This is a genomic window from Mucilaginibacter pallidiroseus, assembly GCF_007846085.1.
GTDB lineage: Bacteria > Bacteroidota > Bacteroidia > Sphingobacteriales > Sphingobacteriaceae > Mucilaginibacter > Mucilaginibacter pallidiroseus.
In genome coordinates this window covers 34,822-61,084 of the sequence record NZ_VOEJ01000009.1, presented here as the reverse complement: position 1 = coordinate 61,084, position 26,263 = coordinate 34,822, and the positions used below count along the sequence as shown (strand labels likewise).

General features: G+C 43.0%; 26 protein-coding genes, 1 tRNA gene and 1 other RNA gene. 13 read left to right on the top strand and 15 right to left on the bottom strand.

The window, feature by feature from the left end; genetic code table 11:
* The first annotated feature begins 15 nt into the window (after positions 1-15).
* Positions 16-1,362 carry a Gfo/Idh/MocA family protein gene (locus FPZ43_RS16965; RefSeq protein ID WP_146383131.1) on the top strand — a complete coding sequence of 449 codons (1,347 nt, stop codon included), beginning with the start codon at positions 16-18 and terminating at the stop codon, positions 1,360-1,362.
* 42 nt (positions 1,363-1,404) lie between these two features.
* On the opposite strand, the gene FPZ43_RS16960 is transcribed toward FPZ43_RS16965, so the two are convergent.
* The 3 genes from FPZ43_RS16960 to FPZ43_RS16950 form a co-directional block, all read right to left on the bottom strand.
* Positions 1,405-1,647 carry a hypothetical protein gene (locus FPZ43_RS16960; protein WP_146383130.1) on the bottom strand — a complete coding sequence of 81 codons (243 nt, stop codon included), beginning with the start codon at positions 1,645-1,647 and terminating at the stop codon, positions 1,405-1,407.
* A gap of 292 nt (positions 1,648-1,939) precedes the next feature.
* Positions 1,940-2,692: a LytR/AlgR family response regulator transcription factor gene (locus FPZ43_RS16955; RefSeq protein WP_146383129.1), complete on the bottom strand. Its 753-nt coding sequence runs from the start codon at positions 2,690-2,692 to the stop codon at positions 1,940-1,942.
* On the bottom strand, positions 2,689-3,615 hold the full coding sequence (locus FPZ43_RS16950; RefSeq protein ID WP_186461875.1) for a sensor histidine kinase: 927 nt from the start codon (positions 3,613-3,615) through the stop codon (positions 2,689-2,691). Before FPZ43_RS16950 ends, FPZ43_RS16955 begins: the two co-directional genes overlap by 4 nt.
* A 347-nt stretch (positions 3,616-3,962) precedes the next feature.
* On the opposite strand from FPZ43_RS16950, the gene FPZ43_RS16945 reads away from it, so the two are divergent.
* The 6 genes from FPZ43_RS16945 (at position 3,963) to FPZ43_RS16920 (ending at position 8,530) form a co-directional block, all read left to right on the top strand.
* A complete protein-coding gene (locus FPZ43_RS16945; RefSeq protein WP_146383127.1) occupies positions 3,963-4,541 on the top strand; it encodes a Crp/Fnr family transcriptional regulator in 579 nt (192 codons plus the stop codon).
* Positions 4,542-4,615: 74 nt separating this feature from the next.
* Positions 4,616-5,503: an SDR family oxidoreductase gene (locus FPZ43_RS16940; protein ID WP_146383126.1), complete on the top strand. Its 888-nt coding sequence runs from the start codon at positions 4,616-4,618 to the stop codon at positions 5,501-5,503.
* A gap of 97 nt (positions 5,504-5,600) precedes the next feature.
* Positions 5,601-6,176, top strand: coding sequence for a hypothetical protein (locus tag FPZ43_RS16935; protein WP_261381120.1), 576 nt, complete (start codon positions 5,601-5,603; stop codon positions 6,174-6,176).
* Positions 6,166-6,660: a hypothetical protein gene (locus FPZ43_RS16930; RefSeq protein ID WP_146383125.1), complete on the top strand. Its 495-nt coding sequence runs from the start codon at positions 6,166-6,168 to the stop codon at positions 6,658-6,660. Before FPZ43_RS16935 ends, FPZ43_RS16930 begins: the two co-directional genes overlap by 11 nt.
* 251 nt (positions 6,661-6,911) lie before the next feature.
* Complete coding sequence (locus FPZ43_RS16925; RefSeq protein WP_146383124.1) at positions 6,912-8,450, top strand: S10 family peptidase; 1,539 nt, start codon at positions 6,912-6,914, stop codon at positions 8,448-8,450.
* Between the two features lie 8 nt (positions 8,451-8,458).
* A tRNA-Cys gene (locus tag FPZ43_RS16920) sits at positions 8,459-8,530 on the top strand.
* A gap of 70 nt (positions 8,531-8,600) precedes the next feature.
* Here FPZ43_RS16920 and FPZ43_RS16915 read toward each other — a convergent pair.
* The 4 genes from FPZ43_RS16915 to FPZ43_RS16900 all read right to left on the bottom strand — a co-directional run bounded on the left by FPZ43_RS16915 (position 8,601) and on the right by FPZ43_RS16900 (position 11,853).
* On the bottom strand, positions 8,601-9,212 hold the full coding sequence (locus FPZ43_RS16915; protein ID WP_146383123.1) for an SOS response-associated peptidase family protein: 612 nt from the start codon (positions 9,210-9,212) through the stop codon (positions 8,601-8,603).
* Positions 9,213-9,287: 75 nt separating this feature from the next.
* Positions 9,288-10,547, bottom strand: a complete 1,260-nt coding sequence (locus tag FPZ43_RS16910) for a Y-family DNA polymerase (RefSeq protein ID WP_146383122.1) — start codon at positions 10,545-10,547, stop codon at positions 9,288-9,290.
* Positions 10,525-10,959: a LexA family protein gene (locus FPZ43_RS16905; protein WP_146383121.1), complete on the bottom strand. Its 435-nt coding sequence runs from the start codon at positions 10,957-10,959 to the stop codon at positions 10,525-10,527. Before FPZ43_RS16905 ends, FPZ43_RS16910 begins: the two co-directional genes overlap by 23 nt.
* 183 nt (positions 10,960-11,142) lie before the next feature.
* Entirely contained in the window at positions 11,143-11,853 is a 711-nt protein-coding gene (locus FPZ43_RS16900; protein WP_146383120.1) for a DoxX family protein, read from the bottom strand.
* A 361-nt stretch (positions 11,854-12,214) separates the two neighbouring features.
* On the opposite strand from FPZ43_RS16900, the gene FPZ43_RS16895 reads away from it, so the two are divergent.
* The gene (locus FPZ43_RS16895; protein WP_146383119.1) at positions 12,215-13,060 is read left to right on the top strand and encodes a phosphatase PAP2 family protein; all 846 of its coding nucleotides are present in this window, start codon (positions 12,215-12,217) and stop codon (positions 13,058-13,060) included.
* A gap of 70 nt (positions 13,061-13,130) precedes the next feature.
* On the opposite strand, the gene FPZ43_RS16890 is transcribed toward FPZ43_RS16895, so the two are convergent.
* The 5 genes from FPZ43_RS16890 to FPZ43_RS16870 all read right to left on the bottom strand — a co-directional run bounded on the left by FPZ43_RS16890 (position 13,131) and on the right by FPZ43_RS16870 (position 17,411).
* Positions 13,131-14,024 (bottom strand): helix-turn-helix domain-containing protein, encoded by an 894-nt coding sequence (locus FPZ43_RS16890; RefSeq protein ID WP_146383118.1) that lies wholly within the window; start codon positions 14,022-14,024, stop codon positions 13,131-13,133.
* Between the two features lie 77 nt (positions 14,025-14,101).
* On the bottom strand, positions 14,102-14,869 hold the full coding sequence (locus tag FPZ43_RS16885) for an SDR family NAD(P)-dependent oxidoreductase (protein ID WP_146383117.1): 768 nt from the start codon (positions 14,867-14,869) through the stop codon (positions 14,102-14,104).
* A gap of 308 nt (positions 14,870-15,177) precedes the next feature.
* Positions 15,178-15,545: a transfer-messenger RNA gene (gene ssrA, locus FPZ43_RS16880) on the bottom strand.
* 145 nt (positions 15,546-15,690) lie between these two features.
* Positions 15,691-16,890: a pyridoxal phosphate-dependent aminotransferase gene (locus FPZ43_RS16875; RefSeq protein ID WP_146383116.1), complete on the bottom strand. Its 1,200-nt coding sequence runs from the start codon at positions 16,888-16,890 to the stop codon at positions 15,691-15,693.
* 119 nt (positions 16,891-17,009) lie between these two features.
* On the bottom strand, positions 17,010-17,411 hold the full coding sequence (locus FPZ43_RS16870) for a DUF1573 domain-containing protein (RefSeq protein ID WP_146383115.1): 402 nt from the start codon (positions 17,409-17,411) through the stop codon (positions 17,010-17,012).
* A 138-nt stretch (positions 17,412-17,549) separates the two neighbouring features.
* Here FPZ43_RS16870 and FPZ43_RS16865 point away from each other — a divergent pair, with 138 nt between their 5' ends.
* The 4 genes from FPZ43_RS16865 to FPZ43_RS16850 all read left to right on the top strand — a co-directional run bounded on the left by FPZ43_RS16865 (position 17,550) and on the right by FPZ43_RS16850 (position 22,104).
* Entirely contained in the window at positions 17,550-19,982 is a 2,433-nt protein-coding gene (locus FPZ43_RS16865; protein WP_146383114.1) for an alpha-ketoacid dehydrogenase subunit alpha/beta, read from the top strand.
* 49 nt (positions 19,983-20,031) lie between these two features.
* Positions 20,032-20,376 carry a putative quinol monooxygenase gene (locus tag FPZ43_RS16860; RefSeq protein WP_222430994.1) on the top strand — a complete coding sequence of 115 codons (345 nt, stop codon included), beginning with the start codon at positions 20,032-20,034 and terminating at the stop codon, positions 20,374-20,376.
* A gap of 139 nt (positions 20,377-20,515) precedes the next feature.
* Entirely contained in the window at positions 20,516-21,097 is a 582-nt protein-coding gene (locus FPZ43_RS16855) for a nitroreductase family protein (protein ID WP_146383112.1), read from the top strand.
* A 197-nt stretch (positions 21,098-21,294) separates the two neighbouring features.
* Positions 21,295-22,104, top strand: coding sequence for a murein L,D-transpeptidase catalytic domain family protein (locus FPZ43_RS16850; protein ID WP_146383111.1), 810 nt, complete (start codon positions 21,295-21,297; stop codon positions 22,102-22,104).
* Between the two features lie 74 nt (positions 22,105-22,178).
* On the opposite strand, the gene FPZ43_RS16845 is transcribed toward FPZ43_RS16850, so the two are convergent.
* Complete coding sequence (locus FPZ43_RS16845) at positions 22,179-23,741, bottom strand: L,D-transpeptidase family protein (protein ID WP_146383110.1); 1,563 nt, start codon at positions 23,739-23,741, stop codon at positions 22,179-22,181.
* 87 nt (positions 23,742-23,828) lie between these two features.
* Here FPZ43_RS16845 and FPZ43_RS16840 point away from each other — a divergent pair, with 87 nt between their 5' ends.
* On the top strand, positions 23,829-24,365 hold the full coding sequence (locus FPZ43_RS16840) for a DinB family protein (protein ID WP_146383109.1): 537 nt from the start codon (positions 23,829-23,831) through the stop codon (positions 24,363-24,365).
* Here the strand turns inward: FPZ43_RS16840 and FPZ43_RS16835 are convergent.
* Positions 24,362-24,994, bottom strand: coding sequence for an HAD family hydrolase (locus FPZ43_RS16835; RefSeq protein ID WP_146383108.1), 633 nt, complete (start codon positions 24,992-24,994; stop codon positions 24,362-24,364). The two genes, FPZ43_RS16840 and FPZ43_RS16835, sit on opposite strands and share 4 nt — an antisense overlap.
* 74 nt (positions 24,995-25,068) lie before the next feature.
* A complete protein-coding gene (gene aroC, locus FPZ43_RS16830; RefSeq protein WP_146383107.1) occupies positions 25,069-26,160 on the bottom strand; it encodes a chorismate synthase in 1,092 nt (363 codons plus the stop codon).
* Positions 26,161-26,263: the final 103 nt, after the last annotated feature.

The window sequence follows — 26,263 nt, the reverse complement described above, 5'->3', positions numbered from 1 at the left end:
AGATATCATTAAAATATGGAAAGAAGAGATTTTATAAAGACAGGTGCTGTAGCTGCTGGAGTTACTATTTTACCCGCAGGCACTTTGTTTGCCGGCGTAAAAGATAAAGTGCGCTTGGGCTACATTGGCGTTGGTGCACGTGGCATGAGCCACATTGGCGAAGGCTGTCTGCGCGATGATGTTGAAATTGTTGCTATTTGCGATACGCAGGAAAGTTCGCTAAAAATTTGCCGCGAATACATTGCAAAAAAGGGTAGACCTAAGGCTACAGAATACACAGGCGGTGTAGATGCTTATAAAGAACTGTTGGAACGGAAAGATATTGATGCTGTAATTATTGCCACGCCATGGCAGTTCCACCATTCGCAATCTGTTGATGCGATGAAGGCGGGTAAATATGTGGGCTGCGAAGTTATTGCCGGCTTAACGGTTGATGAGCACTGGGATATTGTACGCACGTCCGAGAGAACCAAAATGCCTTACATGACGCTTGAGAATGTTTGCTATCGCCGTGATGTGATGGCTGCTTTGAACATGACACGCCAGGGGTTATTTGGCGAGGTGGTACATGTTGAAGGGGGCTATCAGCATAATTTGCGTAACGTACTGTTTAATGATGGTAAGCGTTACTACGGCGGCGGTGTTGAATACGGCCCAAATGCGCTAAGCGAAGCACAGTGGCGTACGCAATTTAACATAGACCAGGATGGCGATTTATATCCTACACATGGTGCCGGCCCTTGTATGCATTATATTGATATCAACGCAGGTAACCGGTTTACCAGTATTGTTTCCTTTAGCTCAAAGGCGAGGGGACTGGCAGCTTATGTAGAAGAAATGGCGCCTGGTAACAAAAATGCAAAGATCAATTATAAGAACGGCGACATTACCCAAACCATGATCAATTGTGCCAATGGCGAAACAGTATTACTAACGCATGATGTGCACTTGCCAAGGCCGTACTCATTAGGCTTTCGTATCGACGGCACAAAGGGTATATGGATGGATGTTAATAGAAGTATTTATATCGATCATCAATCCAAAAAAGATGACGTTTGGGATCCTGCGCAAGAATGGTTTGAAAAATACGACCATCCACTTTGGAAGCGATACTCGGCCGAAGCTGCAGGCGCGGGGCATGGTGGTATGGACTGGTTTGTATTTAACGCCTTTATTCTGGCCGTTAAGGAAAGGAAGCAAACGCCGATAGATGTTTATGATTCAGTTACCATGAGTGTTATTGCACCTTTATCAACCCAATCTATAAAAGAGGGAAATAAAACGCTGGCGTTTCCTGATTTTACCGCAGGGAAATGGAAGCAACGCAAAAACACTTTCGCGCTCGATGATAGCGGGTATTAACAATAACCATAGCACCAAAACGTAACTATAATAAAGTAGAGGTTACAGCATAGGCTCGAATGTAGCCTGTGCTTCCTTAATTTCGATATAGCTCACTTGCTCGGGTACCAAAAACTGCCTCGCAATTAATTCTGTCGAGAAAATTATTCTGCCAAAGGTTGTCGTAACAGTTACACCATTGTCGTCAAAGTGATGGTTTTTGTAATCCCCCACGTCTTTCCGCTCGGTTGCAATTCGTAATAAAAGCTCTACAATAGCGTAAATGGGTAAGTCACGGTTTTGCATGGCACAAAAATAGGTTACGGACAAATGTAATTAATATTACCATTTTGTTAAGCAAATGGACATGTTAACACATAAATGCACAATTACTTTACTTTCATATTGGAACTGTTAAAAATTAACGGCGATGTAAATGAAGTATGCAGAAAGCGTTAAACCGCTGTTATCAAATAGCTTATAAGTTACCTGCGACACAATCAATTTAAAGTATTCGGTTTTTGCTTAAGTAAAGCAACGCTTTAAAATTCAATATGAGAGTGATTTAATTTATTGCTCTGTTTTACTTGATTGCCTTTTAGTTCCACTCCTTCAAGAAATCAGCGAACGTTTCTTTATACTGCTCGGATACGTGTATTACGGTTTCGCCAATTTGTACGGAGTTTTTGGTTACCGATCGTATTGCTCCTTTCGATACAATAAACGAGCGGTGCAAACGCAGAAAACCTAGTGGAGAAAGCTTTTCTTCCAAATTTTTAAGGCTGGTAAGCGTAAGCATAGGTTTATCGAGGTTTTTTAGATAAAGCTTTACATAATCTTTAAGCCCTTCTATGTATAGTATCTCCCCTGTATCAATTTTTACCAGCTGAAAATCAATTTTAAGATAGATGTAGTTTTTTTGAGGCGGACTTATCGCTGTTGGCTGTGCCTGGCTATTTCCGCTGCTGGCCAATAGCATAAAATAATCATAAGCCTTTGCTGCTGCCTTGCTAAAATCAACAAAGCTAAACGGTTTAAGCAGGTAGTCGAGCGCATCCACCCTGAAGCCTTCTAATGCGTAATGATCATAGGCCGTTGTAAACACAATGCGCAAGTTCTTTTTGCGGCTGGTTTGTTCAATTATTTTTGCCATTTCAATACCGCTCAGGTCGGCCATTCTTATATCAAGAAAAATCAGCTGAAGCTCCGGGTGGCTTTGTACCCATTTGAGCGCATCAATCCCATTACCGAACGAGTTGTTCAATTTTAAAAAAGAGGTTTGCTCGATGTAGGAGGTGATGTGTTTAAGCGCAATCGGCTCGTCATCTACCGCTATGCAATTAATGGTCATTTGAGGTTAAAAGTAAGCTTAACAGTAAACTCGTGGGAATGAGTGTCGTTATCGATTGCCAGGGTATAACGGCCCGTATACAGCAGGTCGAGCCTGCGTTTGGTATTGGCAATACCGATGCCGTTGCTTTCTTCCAGATACTTTGATTTTTCTTCAAATGTGGAGTTTTTTATTTCAAATACCAACGCGTTTTGCTGCTCGCTTATGTCAATATAAATATAGCTGGGCTGTACATCGCTTAGGCCATGTTTAAAAGCGTTCTCAACAAAAGGTAAGAGCAGCATCGGCGCTACTTCGTAATTTTTTAAATTATCTGGCCGCTCAAATATAATTTGAACGTTGTTTGAGAGGCGCAGCTTCATCAGTTTTATAAAGTCATCAATAAACTTAATTTCCTTTTCCAGGGTAGTAAGATCATTTTTGGTGTCATATATCACATACCGCATCATGTGCGACAGCGTATAAACGGCATCTTTTGCCGCCGCCGTGTTGGTGTCGGTAAGGGCGTATATGGTATGCAGGGTATTGAAAAAGAAGTGTGGATTTATCTGTGCTTTTAAGAAAGACAGTTCGGTAGATATGTTTTCCTGCTCGGTTGCCTGAAAGGCATCCTGATCCATTTTTATTTTTTTGGAGATGGCCAGGATAGAGCTTACACCCAATATTACCAGTGCCGATATAATTGCCCAGTAATCTTCGTTCCAATTCTCGTCGTTGTTTTTTTTGTTGAAAGCTTTAAGAATTGCTTCTCTTGAGCCGGTTACATCATCCAGCCAGGTATTAAAATACAACACGCCAACCAACGCAAACAGCATAATCAGCAAAAAAGGAATCACCCTGTTCTTGTAAAGCAGCAGCGGAGCAAGCAGCAAATAATTTAAATAGAAAAGCCCGGCCCAAAAAATGTGAATCAGTACTTGCATTGTCCAAAACTCCCGTGGCAATTTAACCGGCCAGGCAAGCGGGAAACAAGCAAACGCAATTAAAGCAATAGCAACGTACAAATGGGCCGAAAGAAAAACCTTTTTTATACTTGAAAGGATCATTGCTTGGTTAATTGGAGATAAAAATAGTGCGTTTTGTTTCTCAGGCAAAACGCACCTTACCGTTTCAAAACAGTAATCAACTAAATCCCATCTCAAAGGGATGCTACAAAACAGCTAACTTTTTTCTTAATAAAATGCCGTAATAGATGATTTCAGTAATTATATAGACGGATGCCCAAAGTTTATCTATAACCAAAAACTATGTAATTTTGTAGCTTAGCATTATGCGCGACAAATTTGAAGAATACATCATAAGCCAAACAGGTATGCCTGCTGCAAGCGTGGAGCATATCAGTAGCCTGGCATGTGCCAAAACGCTTAAGCGCAACGAATTGCTGGTAAGAGCAGGAGAGGTTTGCCGCAACAAAATATTTGTAGTAAGCGGCTTGCTGCGCAATTATGGTGTTGCCGCAAACGGTAGTGAGCATGTACTGCAATTTGCGCCCGAGCTTAGCTGGACACTTGATGTGGAAAGCTATGATAACGGCACGCCCGCGATATCAAACATTGGGGCAGTTGAGCCAAGTGAGGTACTGCTTTGGGCCAAAGCCGACTTTGATAGTATGCTGCAGGAATATCCATTGCTAAAGCATTTTTCGCAGCAAGTTATATCACGAAATATATACTATAACCGCAGGCGTGTAATGACGGCACTGAGCGCATCTCCCGAGGAAAAATATGAGGAATTTGTACGCAGCTTCCCTAAATTACTGGGGCGACTGCCGCTGCACATGATAGCATCGTACCTGGGTATCTCCTTGAAAACATTAACACGCCTGCGCCACGCGCAGCTTTTGCGCTGATGTAAACATTGGTCAAATGACCACGTTTTTGAGCCCGCCGTTACCGTTTTTTGTGCTTAACAAAAATAGAAATTATGCGAGTATTTGTTACAGGAGCCTCGGGTTTTGTAGGTTCGGCAGTTGTGAATGAATTATTATCAGCAGGCCATACAGTGCTTGGTTTAGTAAGGAGTGATAGCGCAGTTCAAAAACTGCAGCAGGCTGGGGCGGAGGCCTATCAGGGAGATGTGAACGACATTGAGGTGATCACCAAATGTGCAGCAGAGTGCGATGCGGTTATCCACACGGATTTTAATCATGACTTTTCGAAATATAAGCAAAATTGTGAAGACGACCGACGTGTGATAACGGCTTTTGCCGAAGCGCTGAAAGGCACTGATAAACCTTTGGTTATTACTTCGGGTGTGGGCCTGCTTCAACTTGGTAGGGTAGTTAACGAAAACGATGCCTTGCCTGCAAACTCAGAAGAGATTCCAAGAGCAGCATCTGAAGAGGCAGCTATAGCGGCTGCAGCAAATGGCGTTAATGCCTACATTGTTCGCCTGCCCTCATCGGTGCATGATGCCGGCGACCATGGTTTTGTGCCGATGGTTATTGGTATAAGTAAGGAAAAGGGTAAATCGGGTTATATAAACGACGGACTGAATAAATGGCCTGCGGTACACCGTAGTGATGCAGCCAAAGTTTACCGCCTGGTAATTGAGCAGCAACCCGCGCAAAGGGTTTTCCATGCCGTTGGCGAAGAGGGAATTGCATTTCGGGAAATTGCCCAAGCCATCAGTAAGCACCTGCATTTGCCGCTGGTAAGCCTTAATCCCGATAAAGCTAAAGAACATTTTACCTGGTTTGCTCACTTTGCATCGTTCAATAGTCCTTCATCCAACCAGATAACGTGTGATACCCTGGGCTGGAAACCTACGGGTATAGGGCTGATACAGGATATGGAACAATCATATTTTTAAATAAAAGCGCCCCGTTTTGCCGGGGCGCTTTTGCTATTTGTTAAAAATTTACCCGATTTTCTCCAGCTTAATTAGCTTTGCCAAAAAATGCAATTAAGTGAATTTAAGCAGGCGTAAAGTAAACAGATGGATAACCATTTGGCTGATGGTTGCCATACAGGTGCTTTTTCTTTTTATGATAGTCAGGGAAAACCTGCAATCGAATATAGTTTGTGCGGTGGTTATCGTGCTGTCTGCACTAATGCTTGTTGCCCATGTAAAACAACCCCTGCACTATGACGATCATTTGTATGAGCACATACTTGTAGCGCTCTGGATACCTGTTGGGGCAGTAAGTTCTTATTACATTAACAATAAATTGGGCCTGGGGCCGGTAATTGGCGCCGCAACTGTAGGGTTGATTGCATCTTTTTTGCCCGCGCTAAATCAAAAGTCGGCCTATTTAAAGCATTTGCCACCTGCAGTTTACTGCGGGGCTTTTATAGGCATGTCGGGCGTAAAGGTGGCCAACGGCTTTTTGTTTGTATTTGCGGCCAGCTTTTTTGCCGGCATCTTGCTGGTGCTTTCAAAAAGCCTGTTCCAGGGCATGGGTGGCAAACTTGGCCTGCTGGCATTTGCGGGTGTGGTAATGGCATCGCTTTGTTTATTCATCATGTCGAGCTATGGATTATAACGCAATAGTTTTAATTGCAGTTGGCGCAGTTTCATCATGCCTCACATTTTTTGTAAGCGAGCGTTTAAAGCAAGGGCCGGTAAGGGCATCAACAGCATTGTCACTACTGGTAGCCGGTTTATTCTACGTCTTTCCGCACATTTTAAACGCCTACCTTGTTAAAAATATCCCGGTTGTATTTATAGGCTGCTCTTTTATAGGCATGGTATCTTCAAGGTTACTATCCAGCTATTTTAAGCTTTCGTTAGCTGCATTTATATTTTGCATCATCTATTTAAATACCAGTAAGTTTTTTAATGGCTATGGTGGTGCATTAGGCACATCGGCCTCCATTGCCCTGCTTGCGGTGCTTGGCCTGCCGGTTGCCAGCGTAAAAGGAAGATTCACTACAGGTTACGATCAGTTGATAAAAATCATATATCGCCATAGGCGGCTGCGCAAGGTAAGACGGCATAGAAAGCTGAAAAGTAGTCCACGTAAATGAGTTTAAAAGGTATTATATTCTACAATGTCTACCTTTTTTATAGAAATAATTTGCAGCAATGAAATATTTCTATACTTTTGCTTTGTCTGCTAAGGCAGGCACACTATCAATAATGATAAATAAAGGTTCAAATAATCAATTTTTAATGCGAATGCCCATGGCTATGATGGGTATGTGCAGCTGTTGTTGCTAATTCCCCCAGCAAGCCATAAGCGCCGTCCATTAAAAAATTATTTTGTCCTGTTTATCTCATGATCCGTTCAACCGTTTTGTTTACCATTAATATTCGTTTTGTTGCTATCGCCTTTGTTACAGCTGTTGTAGCGGTACTATTTGGCTCATGGGCCAAGGTTGCCGATAAAAACACATTACTTGTAAGAGCAGGGTATGCAGCTTTTACACAGGTAACAACAAGCCACAGCATAACGCTGGATAACAAAAACATCAACTATAATGCAACCACCGGGTATTTGCCCATAAAATATAAAGCCGATAATGTTACAGCCAATATTTTTTACACAGCTTACACCTTAAAAGACAACACCGCTGCAAACCGCCCGATTACCTTTTTATTTAATGGTGGGCCTGGGTCTGCATCAATATGGCTGCACATGGGTGCGTTTGGCCCGGTAAGGGTCGATGAAAGGGGATCAATTGGGAACAACTCCGCATCGTGGCTTGGCTTTACCGATCTGGTGTTTATTGACCCGGTAGGTACGGGCTACAGCCGCCCGGCAGATGGCGTTGAAGCCAAACTATTCTTTAACTACGAAGATGATATTGCATCAATAGCTGCATTTATTAAAGATTATCTTTCCAAAAATAACCGGCAGCAAAGCCCTAAATTTTTAGCGGGCGAAAGCTATGGTGGCCTGCGCGCTATTGGTTTAGCGCAGCAATTGATAAACAAAAAGCACATCAAGGTAAGCGGCATCACGCTAATATCGCCGGCGATCAATTACCAGCTTATCAGCTTTAAACCGGGCAACGAAACAGCTTATGCTTATTACCTGCCAACCTTCGCTGTAACGGCCCGGTATCATGGCAGGCTACCTTCTGACCTAGAAAGTATTACGCCAGCGCAACTGATTGACAAAGCAACCTGCTTTGCACAAGGCAGCTATCAGAAATTTTTAAGCCAGGGCGATGATGTCACGACTGAATTCAGATCAAAAATTATAGACTCGTTAAGCTATTTCACAGGCTTGAGTAAAGCCACTGTCGACTCACTAAACGGACGCATAACCGACAGGCAGTTTACCAAGTTGCTGCTTAACGGCACCGGCAATGTAACGGGTACTTTTGATGGCCGCGTTACAGGCGAAACAGAAAATGCCGACCCCAGCATTGCGCAAGTAAAGAATAGATACACTCATGCGTTTAATAAATATGTAAAGCAGCAGCTCAAGTATACTAACAATTTGCCTTATTTGGCCACTAATGCAACGGGTGGCTGGAACTACGGTCCGCAAGCAAATAACAGTTATGCAGATGCCTCTGTGGCTTTGAAAAGCCTTATTCAAAATAACCCGGCTTTCCAAGTTAACATTGTTGGGGGTTATTACGATTTGGCTACGCCGATTGGCAGCACCAAATACGTTATAAACCACTTGGGTTTGAGTAAACAATTGCGCAAAAACATCACACAGAGTTATTATGAAGCCGGGCACATGATCTACACAAGTGCGAGTGTTAATGTCGCATTTAAAGAAAATAGTCAAGCATTTTATCAAAGGGCTTTAAGCCCTGACGCCGGCAAAGCGTATAATAGATTGATAGCAAATAACTAAAAACACAAGGTGGAGTGGCCGAGTGGTTAGGCAGGGGTCTGCAAAACCCCATACGACGGTTCGAATCCGTCCTCACACCTCAATTTACACGAGTAAAATAAGTGGCTCCTATCACTTCTCATCTTAAACAAGCTTAGCAGTAATGCTTAGTTATTCCTTTTTGTGATCCTTGGCAACGGTAATGTTGAGGTTTTCTGAAGCACAGGGATTGTTGCGCAGCCAGGCCACGCGCTGCTCGCCGGTATAGTTAGCGTTAATCCAGTTTTTTACATTATTTCGCTCCAGTATGGCAGGCATACGGTCGTGTACTTCCCCAATAACCTGGTTGGGCGGCATGGTAATGATGGTGAAGGTTGGCAGCAAAACGCCAGTCTTGATATCGAACCATACGTCCCAAAGGCCGGCAATGTAAAACGGTTGCCCGTCTGCCCTTTCTATGCGATAGGTTTTTTCGTGTTCCTTATTGTATTCAAAAAAAGCCTGGATACGCACAACACAATGTTTACGCCCAACTAATTCGCGCCACAGTGGCACCAAAAATAACGATTCGATACGCGCGTGCTTGTTCTTGCTATGTATCTTATCGTCATCCATGGTAAGCAAACCCCAGCGGTATTGCTGCACCTTATCAGGCGAGGCATCGGTAACCACCGGAAGCATAGAGCCGGGATTACCGCTCGTTTTTTTAGCAGTATAAGACCCGCCATCTCGCTTGACGATGTTAATGTCTTTTTGTTCGCCTATTTCTACGTGTCCGCACATGATATACTAACGCATAAATTTACTAATTATTTTAGTAATATATAATTTTTCTTTAAAGTTATACTTGCAAGTGATTTAGCGGGTCACAATGATATCCTGCCACTTTGTGGTGTACTGCTTACTTAAAAATTCCTGCTTCATAGCCCATTTGCGATCAAAACTATCTGCCGCCAGCCTAAGCGTGCCGCGCCCGTACCTGTCATTTATTTCGTCGAGCAAGCCTGATAGTTTTTGCTCGCGTTTATGGTCGTAACCTGCAAACAGGTTATACTGCACTTCGCCGGCCGGAATAATGCCTGTAGCCCTAAGCCCTGTTTTTAGATAATTATAGCCGGGTTGCCAAATAGCACGGATGGCCTGCACCGCCACCTTTGTTAGCTGATGCGTGGTATTTGCAGCAAATGGAACTTTTACCGTAATGCTTGGATAATGCTGATCATGCTTTACGTTATGCTTATTGGTGCGCAGGTAAATGGTTAGCTGCGTGGCCATGCTTTGTTGCTGGCGTAATTTAATAGCTACGGTTGCTGCGTGCATCGCTATTGCTTCTTCTATGGGAGCAAGTTCGGTTTGGTAAGTATTAAAACTCTGGCTGCTTTCAATGCCTTTGGAGCGTTCGGCAACATCTTTAATTACATTGCATGGCTTGCCCCATAGCTCCTGGTGCAGTCGCCAGCCTTGTACGGTCATTTCCTGGCGCACAAAATCTGCCTTAAGATTGCGGAAATCATCGGCTGTTTTAATGCCGTGTTCTGTTAATTTATGATAGTATTGATGGCCAACACCCCAAACATCTTCTATCGGGAAGTTCTTGATAGTGTCTGCTATTTTCGCATCAGTATCAAGTACCAAATACTGTTTCCTTAGTTTTTTTGCGGCCTTGTTGGCCAGCTTAGCTAAGGATAGGGTAGGGCCTACGCCAACGGTAATGGGTAGTCCTGTATCATGCATCACATTATTGCTAATGGCGGCGGTATGTTGGTCAAGATCAAGGCCTGCTATGTTGCCCAGCGCCATAAAAGCTTCATCAATACTGTAAACCATTAACGTATAAGTATAGCGGCTCAAATTATTCATCAGCCGTGCACTCATGTCTGCATATAAAGGGTAATTGCTGCTGAAGATAACCGCATCATGAGCTTTCAAATTTTCGCGCACCATAAATTCGGCATCGGCCATTTTTATGCCCAGCGCCTTAGCTTCGTTACTACGGGCAATTACGCAGCCATCGTTGTTGCTCAGTACTACAATTACGCGGCCTTCCAACTCGGGCCTGAAAAGCCTTTCGCAGCTTACATAACAATTATTTATATCAACATGCGCAAACACGGGCATACCTCCCCATACGGTGTTGTGGTTGTAATACCGGGTTAAGGGTAAGCATTACCACTCCCCAACAGTGCCATTGGTCGGTGTTGCTAATTATCACGTCGTCTTGGGGCAAATCAGCCTTAAGCATCAGGTTGTCGGGCCGGGGCAAATATTCGCGGGTATAAAAACTACCCTCATGAAAAAATACAACTATGCTGCCGGGCACCGGCTTAAGGGAGCGATCGATAACCAGCACATGGTTAGCCAGTATATGGTAGCTGCTCATGGCATCGCTGCCCATGCGCATGTAAAAGGTATTATCCGGATCCATCACAATTATTTCTGACACATCCAGTTCGGGTTCCTCATGTGTAAGCATGGGTAACCTAAACCCAAGTACGTCCCTTTTTGCACGATGCTTTTTCAACCTTAACATACCTGTATCGCTTGTATTAATTGAAAGCAAAGTTATGAAACGACTTTTAATTTTGCTAAAAATGTTAGTATTTTATAGAGCCTGAAAGAGTAAGTTGATTATAGATTAACAATCTTTCATCAAGTAGAGTAATAAGCTTGATCAGATCAAATTAACCTGAATCCGCTTTTGCTCAGCATAGCGTCATCTTCGTTTATTTTTTAACGCCTGTTCATAAATCTTTAATGATTTATCTAGATCCTGACCGTTGTTGTGTATCGATTCGCAAAATACTTTGCAAGCTTCGGGGTTATCGCTGTCATCGCATTGCGTCTCGCAGTCGCTAAGGGTATTTCTCGGCACTATCTTATACATATTCATAACGGTGAATCCAACAGCCAAAAAGATTGCAAATACTAAGGCAAAAAAGCGTATCGGGAACTTATTGTTTTGTGGTAATGGACTGACCAGTGGTTGGGTAAAAGGGAAAATGTATTTAATGCGGTCGTAGTGCCAGCAAAGCAAATAAATGCATGCAATAACCATCAACGGCGCTGTAAGCAACGATCCCTCGAACCTCACGGCAAACGATAGGATGCAAATATTAAGGATGATAGGTAAATAAAGTAGCACACCTAATACCACAGTGCGCGGAATAAGTAGCAACAATGCCGCTAAGATTTGCGCGTAGCCAATAAACGTATAGTAGTAGCCTGTGTGATGCAAAGCTTCGAGGTAATGACCCATAGGTTGATTATTGTGCAGATCGGTAAATCGCTCGCCGATGATTTTTACATATCCGGCCGGCAAAAAACCGGCAACAAGTGCCAGCCTTATAAACGTTGTGAAATAACGCATCCATTTATTGGCTCTCACATGAGCGTGTAACTCATCCAATTTTACTAAAATTTTCATTTATTAAAAGTACTTTGTTATTCAAAGTTAATGAAATTATTTAAATCATTTTACTATATTAAAATTTTCATTCTGAGATTTAATAGGGAAAGACTAACTGCAAACCTTACCCCAAATCAGAATAGCTTTATAGCCTGTTGATTTTTGGATTGACATTCGTACGGTGCAAAATACGTCTCGCAGGTGAAGCGAATATTATTGTCCCCACTAAAGTTATGGGTCAACCGTTTATCAAAATGTGAATGCACGTGCTTTTTAGTTGTAAAAAATGAACGTAACCGGCCAAAACTTTTGGAGTTCAAATTATGTTACTTTCCTTTAATTAACATTAAGTCAATTTAATTTTAACAACCTTTTGCATTTGAAAAATCTATTACTGATTGCATTTTGCTTTATTTTTTTAAATGCCCAGGCGCAACAAACGGACACCGCAAAAAAAGTAAGTATTGTAGACACCCTGAAAAAGGATTTGTTTACAGCGCCCGATACCGTTAAGCACCTGCGCAGCAAGGCCTGGACGCTTGTACCGCCGGCTGCGCTTATTGTTTACGGCACGAGTAATTTCTTCTTTAAACCTGTGCGTAACTTAGATGTAAGCATTTACAATGGTATTAATAAAGGTTATCCTAATTTTAGGCACCACCCCGAGGATTTTTTCCAGTACGCACCTGTGGCACTTACTTATGGCTTAAACCTGGTAGGTATACACGGTAAAAATACTTTTATAGACAGGACGCTGATATTCATAATGGCAGAAGGTATTTTTTCGGCCACCACGTTTACGTTAAAGAAAACCACAAGTCGGTTGCGCCCCGACGGGTCAGATCGTTTATCTTTTCCTTCCGGTCATACAGGCAATGCTTTTGTTGGTGCCGAATTTATGGCACAGGAGTTAGGCGATAAATCCATAGGATACAGTGCAGCAGGCTATTCGTTTGCCACTGCTACCGGTATACTCCGAATGTTTAACCGCGATCACTGGTTTAGCGATGTAATTGCCGGCGCGGGCATTGGCATTATATCAACCAAAGCAGCCTACCTGATATATCCATATATACGCAACCGTCTATTCAAAGCCGGCCGCGAAAAAGAGGAGAATAGAAATATACCAGACGAAACCAAAAAGCAAAAAGCCGGCAGCAGTACTATTCTGATGCCTTCGTATCAAAACGGAGTAGTAGGAATGCACTTCGCAATGCAGTTGTAATTATCGCAGCTTACATTAAATGCTTAGTAATAAGCAAAGGATTAGAATTTATTTAATTTGGTAAGTCCGGTTAATTCAACATTCTATACTCCTTGGGGGATTGCCCGGTTTTATTTTTAAATAATTTGGTAAAGTGAGAAGGATGCTCAAACCCAAGGTTAAAGGCAATTTCATTTATTGCTTGATTGGTTCCCCACAACAAATGCTTTGCCTTATCAATCAATTTGCCATGGATGTGCATTTGTGTTGACATGCCTGTGTATTTTACCAACAGATCTGACAAATAGTTAGGCGATTTATTCAAGCGTTCAGCAAAATATTTAACATGGGGCAAGCCACTATTTATCAGCGATTCCTGTTTAAAATACTCATTAAGCAGTAATTCAAATTCGATAACCAAATCATTTGCTGGTTTGGCCCGCGTAATAAACTGACGGTCATAAAACCGCGCAGCATAGGATAACATTAATTCCAGATTTGTGAGGATTAAATGGTGCGAATGATTATCCAGATTACTTGCAATTTCTTTTTCAATGTTTTGCAGTAAGTTTTCTATAATTACTTTTTCTGCATCAGAAACGTGAAGTCCTTCATTGAAGTTGTAACCAAAGAACGAATATGTTGTAAGTTCGTAACCTTTGGTTGTTACATTAAAAAAATCGGGATGTATGAATAATCCCCAGCCTTCTACCTTGTTAGACGGATCAGAAGTTATCACTTGGTCAGGTGCCGTAAAAAGCAATGTACCTTCAGTAAAATCGATATCGGTCCGGCCATATTTAAAGGTACCGTCTACCTTTTTTAAGGTTATAGCGTATAGATCCAGGCGGTAAGCCACATCACGTTCGCGGCGCGAGCGGTCAACCTTTCCCATGTCGACGATGCTGATTAGCGGATGGAGGGGCTTAGCGTATCGAAAAAATTCATGAAGGTTAGATATAGATTTGATATGATGATGTTTCATTGCAATGCAGCGTCGGAACGTTTAAAGATAAGCAAAATGAGCACCGGTATCAACTAACCCGGTGCTCGAAAGGCTTCTTATATCATAATACCGCCACCAACTTCAATGCGTTGGGCATTTACAAATCTGCTATCGTCAGACAGCATTGAGGCTACAAACAAGCCAACATCATCAGCTTCACCAAGCCGGCCAAGTGCCGCCGCCGTGGCAATTTGCCGGCGATGTTCCTCGTCGCCCTTGCCGCCGCCAAACTCTGTGTCGATAGCGCCCGGGGCCACGCTGTTAACCCGGATTTTACGTTGCCCATATTCTTTGGCAAAATATCTTGTTAACCCCTCAAGGCCTGCCTTTAGTGCGCCATAAACTGCAGAGCCCGGGAAGGCGAACCTGGCAAGTCCGGATGATATATTGATGATTTGCCCGCCGTCGACAATTAGCGGAAGTAACTTTTGTGAAAGAAAGAAAACACCTTTTAAATTAACGTTTACTAATTGGTCAAATATCTCTTCGGTGGTGTCTTTAATTAGCGACCGTTGTGCAATTCCCGCGTTGTTCACCAAATAATCAAAGGTATTGCGGTTCCACTTTTCGTTCAATATTGCTGTAACTTGCTTTACAAAGTCGTCGAACGAGGCCGAGATTCCTGTATCTAACCGCAGGGCAACAGCTTTGCCTCCTGATTTATTTATCTCTTCGGCAACAGCGTTTCCGCTTTCGGCCTGGCTATTATAAGTTAATATAACACCAAGGCCCCGTTTACCTGCATTAATAGCAATGCTTTTACCAATTCCGCGGCTACCGCCGGTTACTATTACAATTTTTGATGGTTCATTCATATTTGCCATGTCTTATTTTTTGAAACAAAATTTCAAAAAAAACGATGGCCTGAATTGTACATATTACTGAAGTGTTTATACTTTTCTCGGATACTATCAAAGATGTTTAAATTCGATACCCTGTGAGGTCGCATCGACTACCCTATGTGTAATGTTAGCTAAGCGCTGACGTTGCAAAAGGTTACAATTGCAACAACAAAGCCATCATGCACATATTATCTGATGGCTTTCTGCTATTTTGATTTCCAGAAACAATGACACCTAAAAACAAAAAATCGCCTGTAAGTTATTAATTTACAGGCGATTAAATAATTGTTTAGTGGAGCCGGAGGGATTCGAACCCTCGTCCAAACATGGTATAAGATAAGCTTTCTACATGCTTAGCTTCTGTTTAATTGTCGGGAAGGGGAAGGCCAGTTGCTTGCCTGTACCGTCTTCCGTAGGTGCTTTATCTCGCCTGCTTAGCACACCTTAAGCTGGCCAGTTCCGTTTTTCGATGCCCCGATTGCCGATTCAACAGAACGGAAAACCGGCGGGACAAAAGCTATTCTAATTCTAAATTAGGCAGCTAAGGCGTAGTTATTTTCGCCATTTGTAAGTTTGAATGTTCAGATTTAAGCGCTAATCATACAACGCGCTGCATGCTTACCTATTTATCTCCATCCTGTCAATTCCGGTCGACCCCATTTTTTGAGTTCGCAACGCCCGGTGGGCAGTTTGCAGTTAAATGAACTACAAATATACTGCTTTTTAGTTTGCTGTAAGTCGTTTACAGTTGGTAAAATGTCAAAACATGGCTATTCTGCCAACTGTAAACTCTAAACTGCTGACTACAACACCCGTCCAGGATACTGTTTTAAACCTTCGGCAAGGCAGGTCATAGCTTTAGTTAGGTCATCGTTGTTCAAAACGTAAGCCATTCGCACCTCGTTAACTCCTGCGCCGGGCGTGCTGTAAAAGCCGGTTGCAGGTGCCATCATAACGGTTTGGTTGTCGTAGCTAAAGCTTTCAAGCATCCATTGGCAAAATTTGTCGGCATTGTCAATCGGGAAGCGGGCAACCACGTAAAATGCGCCGCCAGGATTTGGGCAGTAAACGCCCTCAATTTTATTTAAAGCGCTCACCAACGTATCGCGGCGTTTGGTGTACTCAATATTTACCGCTTCAAAGTAAGCATCTGGCGTATCTACAGCTGCCTCTCCGGCAATCTGCTCCACCATCCCGGCAGACAGGCGGGCTTGTGCAAATTTTAAACCGGCAGCTAATACAGCTTTGTTTTTTGTTATCAAGCATCCCAGTCGTGCACCGCATGCGCTGTAGCGTTTGCTTACGGTATCCATCACAAGCACGTTCTCGTCCAGTCCGTCCAGGTGCATAGGGGAGATGAAGGTACGTCCATCATAGCAAAACTCGCGGTAGGCTTCATCACTAAATAAGTATAAGTCGTACTTAAGCGCAAGTTCTTTTAATGCCTCCAGTTCTTCTTTTGAGTATAAATATCCTGTCGGGTTGCTTGGGTTGCAAATTATGATTGCCTTTGTTTTGTCCGTAATTAGCTTTTCAAACTCGCTTATCGGCGGCAGTGCAAAACCATTGTCGATGTATGACAGGATAGGTTTTACAACTACATCTGTTTGGTTGGCAAAACCATTGTAATTGGCATAAAAAGGCTCGGGAATGATAACCTCATCACCTTCGTCAAGGCAGGCCATCATTGCAATGGTAATCGCTTCAGATCCGCCGGTAGTTACAATTATATTTTCGGGCGTAATGCCATAGCCAAGTTTGTTGTAATATTCAGTAAGCTTTTTTCTATAACTTAATGTGCCTTCAGATGGGGTGTAGGCCCAAACCTTAAAATCAATATCCTTAATAGCATTAAGCATACCTTCCGGCGTCTCTATATCCGGCTGGCCTATATTTAAGTGATATACCTTTTTGCCTTCCAGTTTGGCTTTGTCTGCAAAAGGAGTAAGTTTACGAATTGGTGAGGCGGGCATGCGCTGCCCTTTTTGCGAAATTTTTGGCATGTGCAAAATTAGCAAAAGCTTTTAAAGTACAATAGCTGCCACAAACGAGTTTAAAAATCATAGGGCACAAAAAAAGGCCACTGTATACAGCGGCCCTTTAAATAAATATTTTTTTGCGCTTATCTGCTTGCAGGTGCCGATTTAGCAACTACTTCGCCAACTATGCTTAAATACTTTGTAGGTGTTTTAGCGTTTGATGTTACAACAATTGGCTTGTTAAACGGTTGCGCTACAGCAGCATTGTAAGTAATTTTGATAGTGCCTTTCGCGCCTTTTTGTACAGGAGTTTTGGTGTAGTCGGCAATGGTACAGCCGCAAGTTGGCCTTACATCGGTAAGTATCAACGGCTCCTGGCCAATGTTGGTAAATTCAAATATGGTAGTTACCGGTGTGCCTTGCGGAATTTTACCAAAATCGTGCTTTTCTTCATTGAATTTGAAGTCGGCTTTTTGGCTATCCTGAGCTGATGCAGTAAAGGCGAAGCCTAATATAACTGCACATATGAGTATCAATTTTTTCATGGTTGCTTGTTTGATTATTACAAATATAAAAGGTTTAATGTACAATCAAAACTTATGTAAAAACTAACTGTTTTATACCTGTATATAGTATAAACCCAAACAGAATTTTTTACTTTTACCGCTTAAACGGAATATTATATGCCCGAAACTGCAATACATAAAGGCTACGGAAACATCCCTGCCGAACTCAGTTTTGACGATTTCAGGGAAATTGTGATCAGTGATTATCGTGTTGGATTTGAGAGCCGTCAGGCCAGTATTATAGGCCGCCGCGAGGTGCTAACCGGTAAAGCCAAGTTTGGAATTTTCGGCGACGGAAAAGAGGTTGCCCAGTTGGCTATGGCCAAGGCTTTTAAAGCCGGCGATTGGCGTTCCGGCTACTACCGTGACCAAACTTTTATGTTTGCCACTGGTATGAGTAATCTTAAAGATTTCTTTGCTCAATTATATGCTACGCCCGATGTTGATAAAGAACCTGCATCGGCCGGCCGGCAAATGAATTGCCATTATGCAACGCGTTTTGTAAACCCGGATGGTTCATTTGTTAACCAGGTTGAGGGAATGAACAGCGGATCGGACATATCAACTACCGGCGGCCACATGCCACGTTTGCTGGGATTGGCTTACGCATCAAAATTATATCGTCAAAATAAAGAGTTAGCATATTTAAAGCAGTTTTCGGTAAACGGAAACGAGGTTGCGTTTGGTACCATTGGTAACGGTGCAACATCCGAGGGGGTGTTTTTTGAAACTTTTAATGCTGCCGGGGTGCTGCAGGTGCCAATGGCTATATCTATTTGGGATGATGCCTACGCCATATCTGTACCGGCCAGGCTGCAAACTACCAAGGAAGATATATCAGAAGTACTTAAAGGTTTTCAGCGCGATAACGGGCGCAACGGATACGAGATATTTAAGGTTCGCGGATGGGATTACGTTGCCCTTTGCGAAACTTATGAACGTGCTATACGGATTTGCCGTGAGCAGCACGTACCGGTAATGATCCACGTGATCGAGATGACCCAACCGCAGGGGCACTCAACATCTGGCTCGCACGAGCGCTACAAATCAAAAGAGCGTTTGGCCTGGGAAGAGGAATACGATTGCCTTGCGCAGATGCGTAAATGGATGATTGAATCGGCAATTATAACGGCCGAAGATATTGAAAAGCTTGAAAGTGATTCGAAAAAGCATGTGCGCAACTGCCAGCGCGAGGCATGGGCCGAACTTGAGGCCGACATTAAAACGGAGATTGGCGAAGCTGTACATTTACTGACTAAAGTGGCCGATCAATCGGCTTATAAGGATGAAATTACCGGGCTTGTGTCGGCACTGCAATCTGCGGTAGATCCGGGCAGGCACGATGCCATTAGCAGGGTGCGTAAAACATTACGCATAACGGTTAAGGAAGATAACGCTGCAAGGCAGGCGCTTGTTAGCTGGCTGGAAAGCGAAAAAGCTAAAAATGTTGAGCGTTATAATACCCGCTTGTTCTCGAACACACCGCAATCGCCATTGTTGGTACCGATAATTAAACCGGATTACACCGACGATGCCCGAATGATTGACGGCAGAGAAGTGTTAAACGCTTGCTTCGATGCCAATTTCGAGCGCGATAAAAGTATTGTTGCCTTTGGGGAAGATTTAGGTGCCATTGGCGATGTTAACCAGGGATTTGCCGGTTTGCAAGCCAAATACGGCGACTTACGCATTACCGATACAGGTATTCGCGAAGCGACAATTGTAGGGCAGGGCATGGGCCTTGCCATGCGTGGCTTACGCCCCATTGCCGAAATTCAATATCTGGATTACCTGATATGGGCCATTACCGTATTGAGTGACGATTTGGCCAGTTTAAGTTACCGCACCTTTGGCGGACAAAAAGCCCCGGTAATTGTGCGCACACGTGGCCACAGGCTGGAAGGGATATGGCATTCGGGTTCTCCGCTGGGTATGATTCTTAACTCTATGCGTGGCCTGCACATTTGCGTACCACGTAACATGACACAGGCCGCAGGTATGTACAACACTTTGCTGCGTGGCGATGAGCCTGCCTTGGTTATCGAGAGCCTTAACGGATATCGGTTAAAAGAAAAGTTACCTGCAAACGTAGGTGAGTTTACTGTACCGTTGGGTAAAGCTGAAATCATTAGGGAAGGTACTGATGTTACGGTGGTAAGCTACGGTTCTACCCTGCGTATTGTTACCGATGCAGCGAATGAATTAGCAAACATGGGCATCAATATAGAGGTTATAGATCCGCAAACGTTGTATCCGTTTGATACAGATAATTTATGCGGAACGTCCCTGCAAAAAACCAATAAACTGCTGGTTGTTGATGAAGACCTGCCGGGTGGCGGATCAGCTTATATCCTCCAAAAAGTGATTGAAGCACAAAATGGTTACTATTACCTTGATGCGCAGCCAAAAACGTTAAGCGGTGCCGAGCACAGGCCACCATACGGATCAGACGGCGATTATTTTAGCAAGCCATCTATTGATGATGTGATAGAGGCGGTTTATAATATTATGCACGAAGCTAATCCCGGCAAATATCCTAAGCTGTTCTAAAACCAATCAGATGAAAGCAAAGCTCTTTTCAGCTCTCGCACTTATATTGATGTCATTTTCAGTTGGGAAAGCTACGGCACAAGATAAAGGCCAGATGGTACGTATTGCTAAAATTACTGTTGACCCAGTTCAACTCGAGGCTTACAATGCTGCTTTAACGGAGCAAATGACAATTGCCGTAAAACTGGAGCCGGGTGTACTAACCTATTATGCGGTTGCAGATAAAGATAACCCCGCTAATATTACCATCCTTGAAATTTATGCTAATGAAGCGGCGTACCAATCGCACATACAAACGCCTCACTTTAAAAAATACAAGGCCACAGTTGAGAAGATGGTAAAATCGTTGGAGCTAATTAATGTGGATGTTATTGGAATAGCTAAAAAGGATTAGGAATATCGGTAGACCATCTATTTGTCTACATAGCCATCTACTTTACATCGATAAAGATAAATTTAATGCCTTTGTTAAATTTGCACGATGCAATTAAGCTTATTTCCCTAATTTCGCCGTCGCAAAAAACACTGTAATTATGGAAAATACTTTCACGGCCATTGCCGAAAATATAAAAAAACGCCGTACGGTTAAGCCTTCACAAATGAACGGCAACAAAATACCTAACGGCCATGTTGCGTCAATTTTAGAACTGGCCGATTGGGCACCTAATCACGGTAACACCGAGCCCTGGCGCTTTATAGTATTTGAAGATCCTACCCAGTATACAGCGCAGCATGCAGAGCTTTATAAAGCAGCTAACCCGGGCGAAAGCTTTAATCCAACTGTTTACACCAACCTAAGCAACCAGGCAAATGCGGCATCGCACATAGTGATAGCTTATCGCAAACGTGGCGACTTGCCAAAAATACCTGTTTTTGAGGAAACTATAGCGGCATCATGTGCTGTTCAAAACCTGCTTTTGGGTGCAACAGCACTCAATATTGGTGCATTTTGGAGCACCGGTGGTATGGTTTTAAAGCCGGCTTTCGCGGAACATTTCGGTCTTGGTGAGGAGGATGCTGTGTTGGGCGTGCTGTTTTTAGGTTATACCGACAGCTATCCGGAAGGTGGTGCACGTAAGATACCTTTAGAAGAAAAAATCGTTTGGAATAAATAGGTGATATATATGCTAAGGTAGTAGCATAATTTTAATTAACTTTACAGAAAGTTATTGTTTTAATAGTTATCTTAGACTATTATGACAATAACTTTTTGTTTTTAGCGTATATTTGTATTAACAAACGATATATAAGATAGCCTAAGATCTTGTGCGTTCCCTTTTTGAATTAAACTATTTAGATTAAACCGGAAACTATGAGAAAATACTTGTTATGGATTATTGGTGCGCTGTTTGTGGTTTCGATCACTGTTATCAGTTGGAAACCTGTAGCCACAAAGTCTAAAGCGGCTAATGCTGCTAAGATTCTTACTGCTAAGGAGCTTTTCGCTCAATACGTAAACAACATTTATCAAACTGCTAATTTGCAACAGGCCGGTATGGACGCAGCTGTGTTCCAAAAAGCAGTAACAGGTTATTTGAACCTGAAAATTGCAAATAAGCTCCCGCAAAACAGCAACGTGTTAACTGTGGTAGATTTCAATAAATCCAGCCGTGAAAAACGCATGTGGATAATTGATATGGTTAATAACAAAATGTTGCTCAACACATGGGTAGCTCACGGGCAGGGTAGTGGTAACGATATGGCCGATAAATTTTCTAACAATAACGAGTCGCACCAAAGTAGTTTGGGTTTTTACCTTACAGACGATGTTTATATGGGTAAACACGGCCGCTCATTACGTTTAGATGGTTTAGAGCCCGGCGTTAACAATGCAGCACGTGCGCGCGGTATTGTTGTACACGCTGCCGACTATGTGTGCCAAAACACCATTAATCAGCTTGGCCGCCTTGGCAGGAGTTTTGGTTGCCCGGCCGTGTCAAATGAGGTACGCGATATAGTTATTAATACCATTAAAGGTCGCTCGGTATTTTTTATAAACGGTAACGATACACATTATGTATCTAACCTGCTTGATGAAACAGCGCCGGCTAATTTAGTTACTCCGGTAACCAGCCCTGTTATAGCCGATAGCGCAATTGTGGCGCATGTCGCAAAATTGTAATTAAGTCCAGCACATACAATAAACGCCTGTTTACATTCCGTAAACAGGCGTTTTTATTTAGACGGCTATTACAATTATAGTGTTGCTAATTGATCATGACTTGCCAGGAATTTTTGCAGATGCAGATATAGTACAACATCAAGGCCGTAAACGTCCGGGCGGTACTGTAGGGTGTTTGCATCGTCAACCCAACAGGTAACATATGTTAGATATACAGGCACTTTTTTAGATAAGCCAATATCTGTAGGGTGATCTTTTGGAGTCGACATTAAGTCTGCAATTTTGTCGTAGGTAGCGCCGTCGCCGAAGAGCTCGCGGGCCAAACCTTTGGGATCTTGCACACGTACGCACCCATGACTCACAGCTCTTACGTCTTTATTGAAGGCAAGTTGTGCAGGTGTATCGTGAAGATAAACGCTGCTATTGTTTTTGAACAGGAACTTTATTTGGCCCAATGAGTTATCTTCACCAGGGCGTTGTTTAAATTCATACTCACCTTTTCCGGCGCTGTTCCAATCTATTGTTTCCGGGTCATCAACCTTTTTACCGTTTTTATATACGTCAATACCTTTGTTTTCCAGGTAGTATGGATCTTGGGCGGCCTCAACCATGATTTCTTTACTTGCAATACTCTGTGGAATATTCCATACCGGATTAACCTGTACACTATGGATCATGCTATTTAACTGCGGCGTCTCACGGCTAAACGGACGATCGATCTTGGCGCTCTCATCATATTCAACCAGGCTGACGGTATTATCCACGTTACGGCCTTCACCAACGCAAACTTTCATATTCATTTTTGATTTGCCGTTTTCCATTACGTCCAAGCGGTAGTCGGGAATGTTTACAATTACATATTTTTCCTGAGTCGGTTTATTTTTCCAACGAAGGCGCTCCATGTTTACCACCAGGTAACGCATGGTTTCCTCTTTGCTCATACCTTGAGCCGTACCACCGGCTATCAAAGCTTTTTGCAGGGCTAAGTATTGCCGGCTTTTAGGCTGGATGCTATCGAGAAAGCCTTTCATGTTTTGGATAGCAAATATCTTCGTCATTGAAGTGCTGTCCGGGCGTTTAGTGTCGGTATAATAGCGGGCATATATTTTACGAGGGCTTATCATACCATACTCAAGAGCGTTTGAGTAGTTGATCAATGAATTAGCCATCATGATTTCCAGGTCGGCAATTGCTGCATAAGCCTCATTAATGTTTTTAAAAGCTTTTTTATCTTTAAACTTAGCCACAAGCTGTTTAATCTCTTCAGCTTTAAACATCCTTGGGTCAAGACCGTGCTCGCTTGCTTTCTGGAAATAATTGGCGGTTAAATCTACGTCGCCGTTAAAAATGTTATCCATCACAAAGTGTGGATCATAATCGGTGCTTTCGTAATAAGCAGCAATAACTTTTGGGTTGGTAAGACTGCCTTTTTTCTTCGCCAGTTCTTCTTTAAATACTACTTCCAAACCTTCTGGCGTAGCGTCTTTAAATATTTTATTATTGGTTTTTTTGTAAAGCTGTTGGCCCATGTCCGAGCGGCTTTTCTTTTTACAGCTTTGCAGGCCGAATGCCAATAAACATAAGCCTATAATAGCTGGTGCTATTTTGCTTGTTTTTTTAGTAAGGGCTAATATCATTTTCTTAATATGCTAGTGTTGTTTTGCTTACGGTATACAATCGTTATACCACAATTGATGCTTAAACATTTATTTTAACTTTGGCATATGGAAAAGGCTACTTTACCCGAGGTATGGCTTCGGGGCCCGCTTGATAATGTACCGCCTGTTATACAGCCGGTTGCACATGCCTTATTGCAGGCCCGTGAAGAGCTGAACGTATTAATGCAAGATTTTCCGGATAGCTTATTATGGCAACAAGTTGCAGGAATGGCGTCGCCTGCGTTTCATTTGCAGCACCTTACAGGGGTGCTTAACAGGCTATTTACCTATGCGCGAAAGGAAGTTTTAAGTACCCAACAGCTTGCTTACCTTGCCGAAGAAGGAAAACCGACCACAAAAATATACAGCACGGCCGCTTTGGTAGCTGCTTTTAATGCTGAGGTAGATAACGCTTTAGCCCAATTGGCTGCAGAAGATGAATCACAAATAACGGATTATCGTGCGGTAGGTCGCGGTAAGTTACCATCCTCAGCACTCGGCTTATATGTGCACAGCGCCGAACACACCATGAGGCATTTGGGACAACTACTAGTTACCGTGAAGGTGTTGATACAACAATTAGACGAAAAACGTACTAATTAATTTTGATTAATGATGCCGGAGACCTCACGATAATCAGGTTGACGATAGGTTGCCTCATTGTCGCTATATTTATTCTCCGGATCGAAGAGATAGGTGTCTATTCCCAGTTGTTTAGCAAACTTTATTTCAGATTTAGGGTCGTCGCCGATTACCAATACTTCTTCGGCTTTGTATCCGCCCTCCACCATTATTTTTTGGAAAACATCACCTTTTGTTTTTGATGACTCCTCGGGGTCAACCACGTAAACCTTTTTAAAGTCTTCAGCAACGCCCAACATCTTCACTTTACTTAATTGAAGCTTGGTAAAGCCGGTTGTTACTAAATATTTATCGATGTCGAGTTTTTGCAACTGGCTGTAAACGTCATAAGGTTGCATGGGTTTATTATACTCGCAACTGCGCAACACCTCAATACCTTTACTTTTTAATTCGTCGCTAAAACCAAAATCGTCGGCAATTTGCTGGAAGGGACGTCGTGTAAGTTCGTGCTTGGCTTCCTCGGCTTTTTGAGGGTCCGTTGCACCCAGCTCCTCATCAATCAGTTCGAAAAGGAAATCGAACATATCATTGGCAACAGATTTAACCGGATAGATAGTATTATCAAGGTCGAGTATCAAAACACGTTTCATTTGGCTAAGTAAACCAATTTGTGGCTTAATTACTAATTAAAAAGTGTTTGACCTTTAAGGCGAACGATAATATGCTACAATTTAGCATTGCGGTTGCGCAACCAATGGTCGGCCAATACCAGGGCCGCCATTGCTTCAACAATAGGTACTGCACGTGGTACAACACAAGGGTCGTGGCGGCCCTTGCCAGAAATTTCCGCTTCGTTACCCTGGCTGTCTATCGTCTGTTGATTATGCATAATGGTGGCTACGGGTTTAAATGCCACCTTAAATTCGATAGGCATACCATTGCTGATGCCGCCCTGTATACCGCCAGAGTAATTGGTACGTGTAGTTACCGAACCGTCGGCATTTTTTATGAATACATCATTATGTTCCGAGCCGAGCATTCCACTGCCGCTAAAGCCCGAGCCAAATTCAAAACCATGTACAGCATTTATGCTGAGCATTGCCTTGCCCAAATCGGCGTGTAGCTTGTCAAAAACTGGTTCGCCAAGGCCAACGGGGCAGTTTTTTACGTAGCAGCTAACTTTACCGCCAACAGTATCGCCGTTTTTGCGTACGCTGTCAATAAAATCAATCATCTCGGTAGCTGTAGCCGGGTCGGCACAACGCACGATGTTTTTTTCGCGTTCGGCAATAAACTCGTCTGCATTGTTGATGGATACATTGGGTGCCTCAATCTTACCAACGCTGCTTACATGGGCAATAATCTCAATGCCTTGTGTTTTTAGCAGCAATTTAGCCAAAGCACCTGCAGCTACGCGCGCGGCAGTTTCACGGGCCGAAGAGCGGCCGCCACCGCGGTGGTCGCGGATGCCATATTTAGTTTGATAGGTATAATCGGCGTGCGATGGGCGAAACACATCTACGTTATGACCATAGTCTTTTGAGCGCTGATCTTCATTAGGTATCACCATGGCGATGGGAGTGCCCGTTGTTTTTCCTTCGAACGTGCCCGAAAGTATTTTTACGGTGTCGGCCTCTTTACGCTGTGTTGTTATCTTCGACTGTCCGGGTTTACGCTTATCCAACTCGCCCTGAATGTAATCAAGGTCGACAGGTAAGCCTGCAGGGCAACCGTCTATAATTACACCGATAGCTTCGCCATGCGATTCGCCAAATGTTGTTATCCTGAATAGTTGCCCGAATGAGTTGCCTGCCATATAGATTTGATTACACTGATTAGGTGCTGATTACACTGTTTTTTACTAAATTTCTACCAGTCGCTTGCGATTGCAAAGTTTAAGATTGCCTCGTACCTCGCAA

Excerpts from the sequence above, each read along its gene's own strand:
- FPZ43_RS16965 (WP_146383131.1), top strand. The coding sequence starts at position 16 with ATGGAAAGAAGAGATTTTATAAAGACAGGTGCTGTAGCTGCTGGAGTT.
- FPZ43_RS16960 (WP_146383130.1), bottom strand. The coding sequence starts at position 1,647 with ATGCAAAACCGTGACTTACCCATTTACGCTATTGTAGAGCTTTTATTA.
- FPZ43_RS16955 (WP_146383129.1), bottom strand. The coding sequence starts at position 2,692 with ATGACCATTAATTGCATAGCGGTAGATGACGAGCCGATTGCGCTTAAA.
- FPZ43_RS16950 (WP_186461875.1), bottom strand. The coding sequence starts at position 3,615 with ATGCAAGTACTGATTCACATTTTTTGGGCCGGGCTTTTCTATTTAAAT.
- FPZ43_RS16945 (WP_146383127.1), top strand. The coding sequence starts at position 3,963 with ATGCGCGACAAATTTGAAGAATACATCATAAGCCAAACAGGTATGCCT.
- FPZ43_RS16940 (WP_146383126.1), top strand. The coding sequence starts at position 4,616 with ATGCGAGTATTTGTTACAGGAGCCTCGGGTTTTGTAGGTTCGGCAGTT.
- FPZ43_RS16930 (WP_146383125.1), top strand. The coding sequence starts at position 6,166 with ATGGATTATAACGCAATAGTTTTAATTGCAGTTGGCGCAGTTTCATCA.
- FPZ43_RS16925 (WP_146383124.1), top strand. The coding sequence starts at position 6,912 with ATGATCCGTTCAACCGTTTTGTTTACCATTAATATTCGTTTTGTTGCT.
- FPZ43_RS16915 (WP_146383123.1), bottom strand. The coding sequence starts at position 9,212 with ATGTGCGGACACGTAGAAATAGGCGAACAAAAAGACATTAACATCGTC.
- FPZ43_RS16910 (WP_146383122.1), bottom strand. The coding sequence starts at position 10,547 with ATGCCCGTGTTTGCGCATGTTGATATAAATAATTGTTATGTAAGCTGC.
- FPZ43_RS16905 (WP_146383121.1), bottom strand. The coding sequence starts at position 10,959 with ATGTTAAGGTTGAAAAAGCATCGTGCAAAAAGGGACGTACTTGGGTTT.
- FPZ43_RS16900 (WP_146383120.1), bottom strand. The coding sequence starts at position 11,853 with ATGAAAATTTTAGTAAAATTGGATGAGTTACACGCTCATGTGAGAGCC.
- FPZ43_RS16890 (WP_146383118.1), bottom strand. The coding sequence starts at position 14,024 with ATGAAACATCATCATATCAAATCTATATCTAACCTTCATGAATTTTTT.
- FPZ43_RS16885 (WP_146383117.1), bottom strand. The coding sequence starts at position 14,869 with ATGGCAAATATGAATGAACCATCAAAAATTGTAATAGTAACCGGCGGT.
- FPZ43_RS16875 (WP_146383116.1), bottom strand. The coding sequence starts at position 16,890 with ATGCCAAAAATTTCGCAAAAAGGGCAGCGCATGCCCGCCTCACCAATT.
- FPZ43_RS16870 (WP_146383115.1), bottom strand. The coding sequence starts at position 17,411 with ATGAAAAAATTGATACTCATATGTGCAGTTATATTAGGCTTCGCCTTT.
- FPZ43_RS16865 (WP_146383114.1), top strand. The coding sequence starts at position 17,550 with ATGCCCGAAACTGCAATACATAAAGGCTACGGAAACATCCCTGCCGAA.
- FPZ43_RS16860 (WP_222430994.1), top strand. The coding sequence starts at position 20,032 with ATGTCATTTTCAGTTGGGAAAGCTACGGCACAAGATAAAGGCCAGATG.
- FPZ43_RS16855 (WP_146383112.1), top strand. The coding sequence starts at position 20,516 with ATGGAAAATACTTTCACGGCCATTGCCGAAAATATAAAAAAACGCCGT.
- FPZ43_RS16850 (WP_146383111.1), top strand. The coding sequence starts at position 21,295 with ATGAGAAAATACTTGTTATGGATTATTGGTGCGCTGTTTGTGGTTTCG.
- FPZ43_RS16845 (WP_146383110.1), bottom strand. The coding sequence starts at position 23,741 with ATGATATTAGCCCTTACTAAAAAAACAAGCAAAATAGCACCAGCTATT.
- FPZ43_RS16840 (WP_146383109.1), top strand. The coding sequence starts at position 23,829 with ATGGAAAAGGCTACTTTACCCGAGGTATGGCTTCGGGGCCCGCTTGAT.
- FPZ43_RS16835 (WP_146383108.1), bottom strand. The coding sequence starts at position 24,994 with ATGAAACGTGTTTTGATACTCGACCTTGATAATACTATCTATCCGGTT.
- aroC (WP_146383107.1), bottom strand. The coding sequence starts at position 26,160 with ATGGCAGGCAACTCATTCGGGCAACTATTCAGGATAACAACATTTGGC.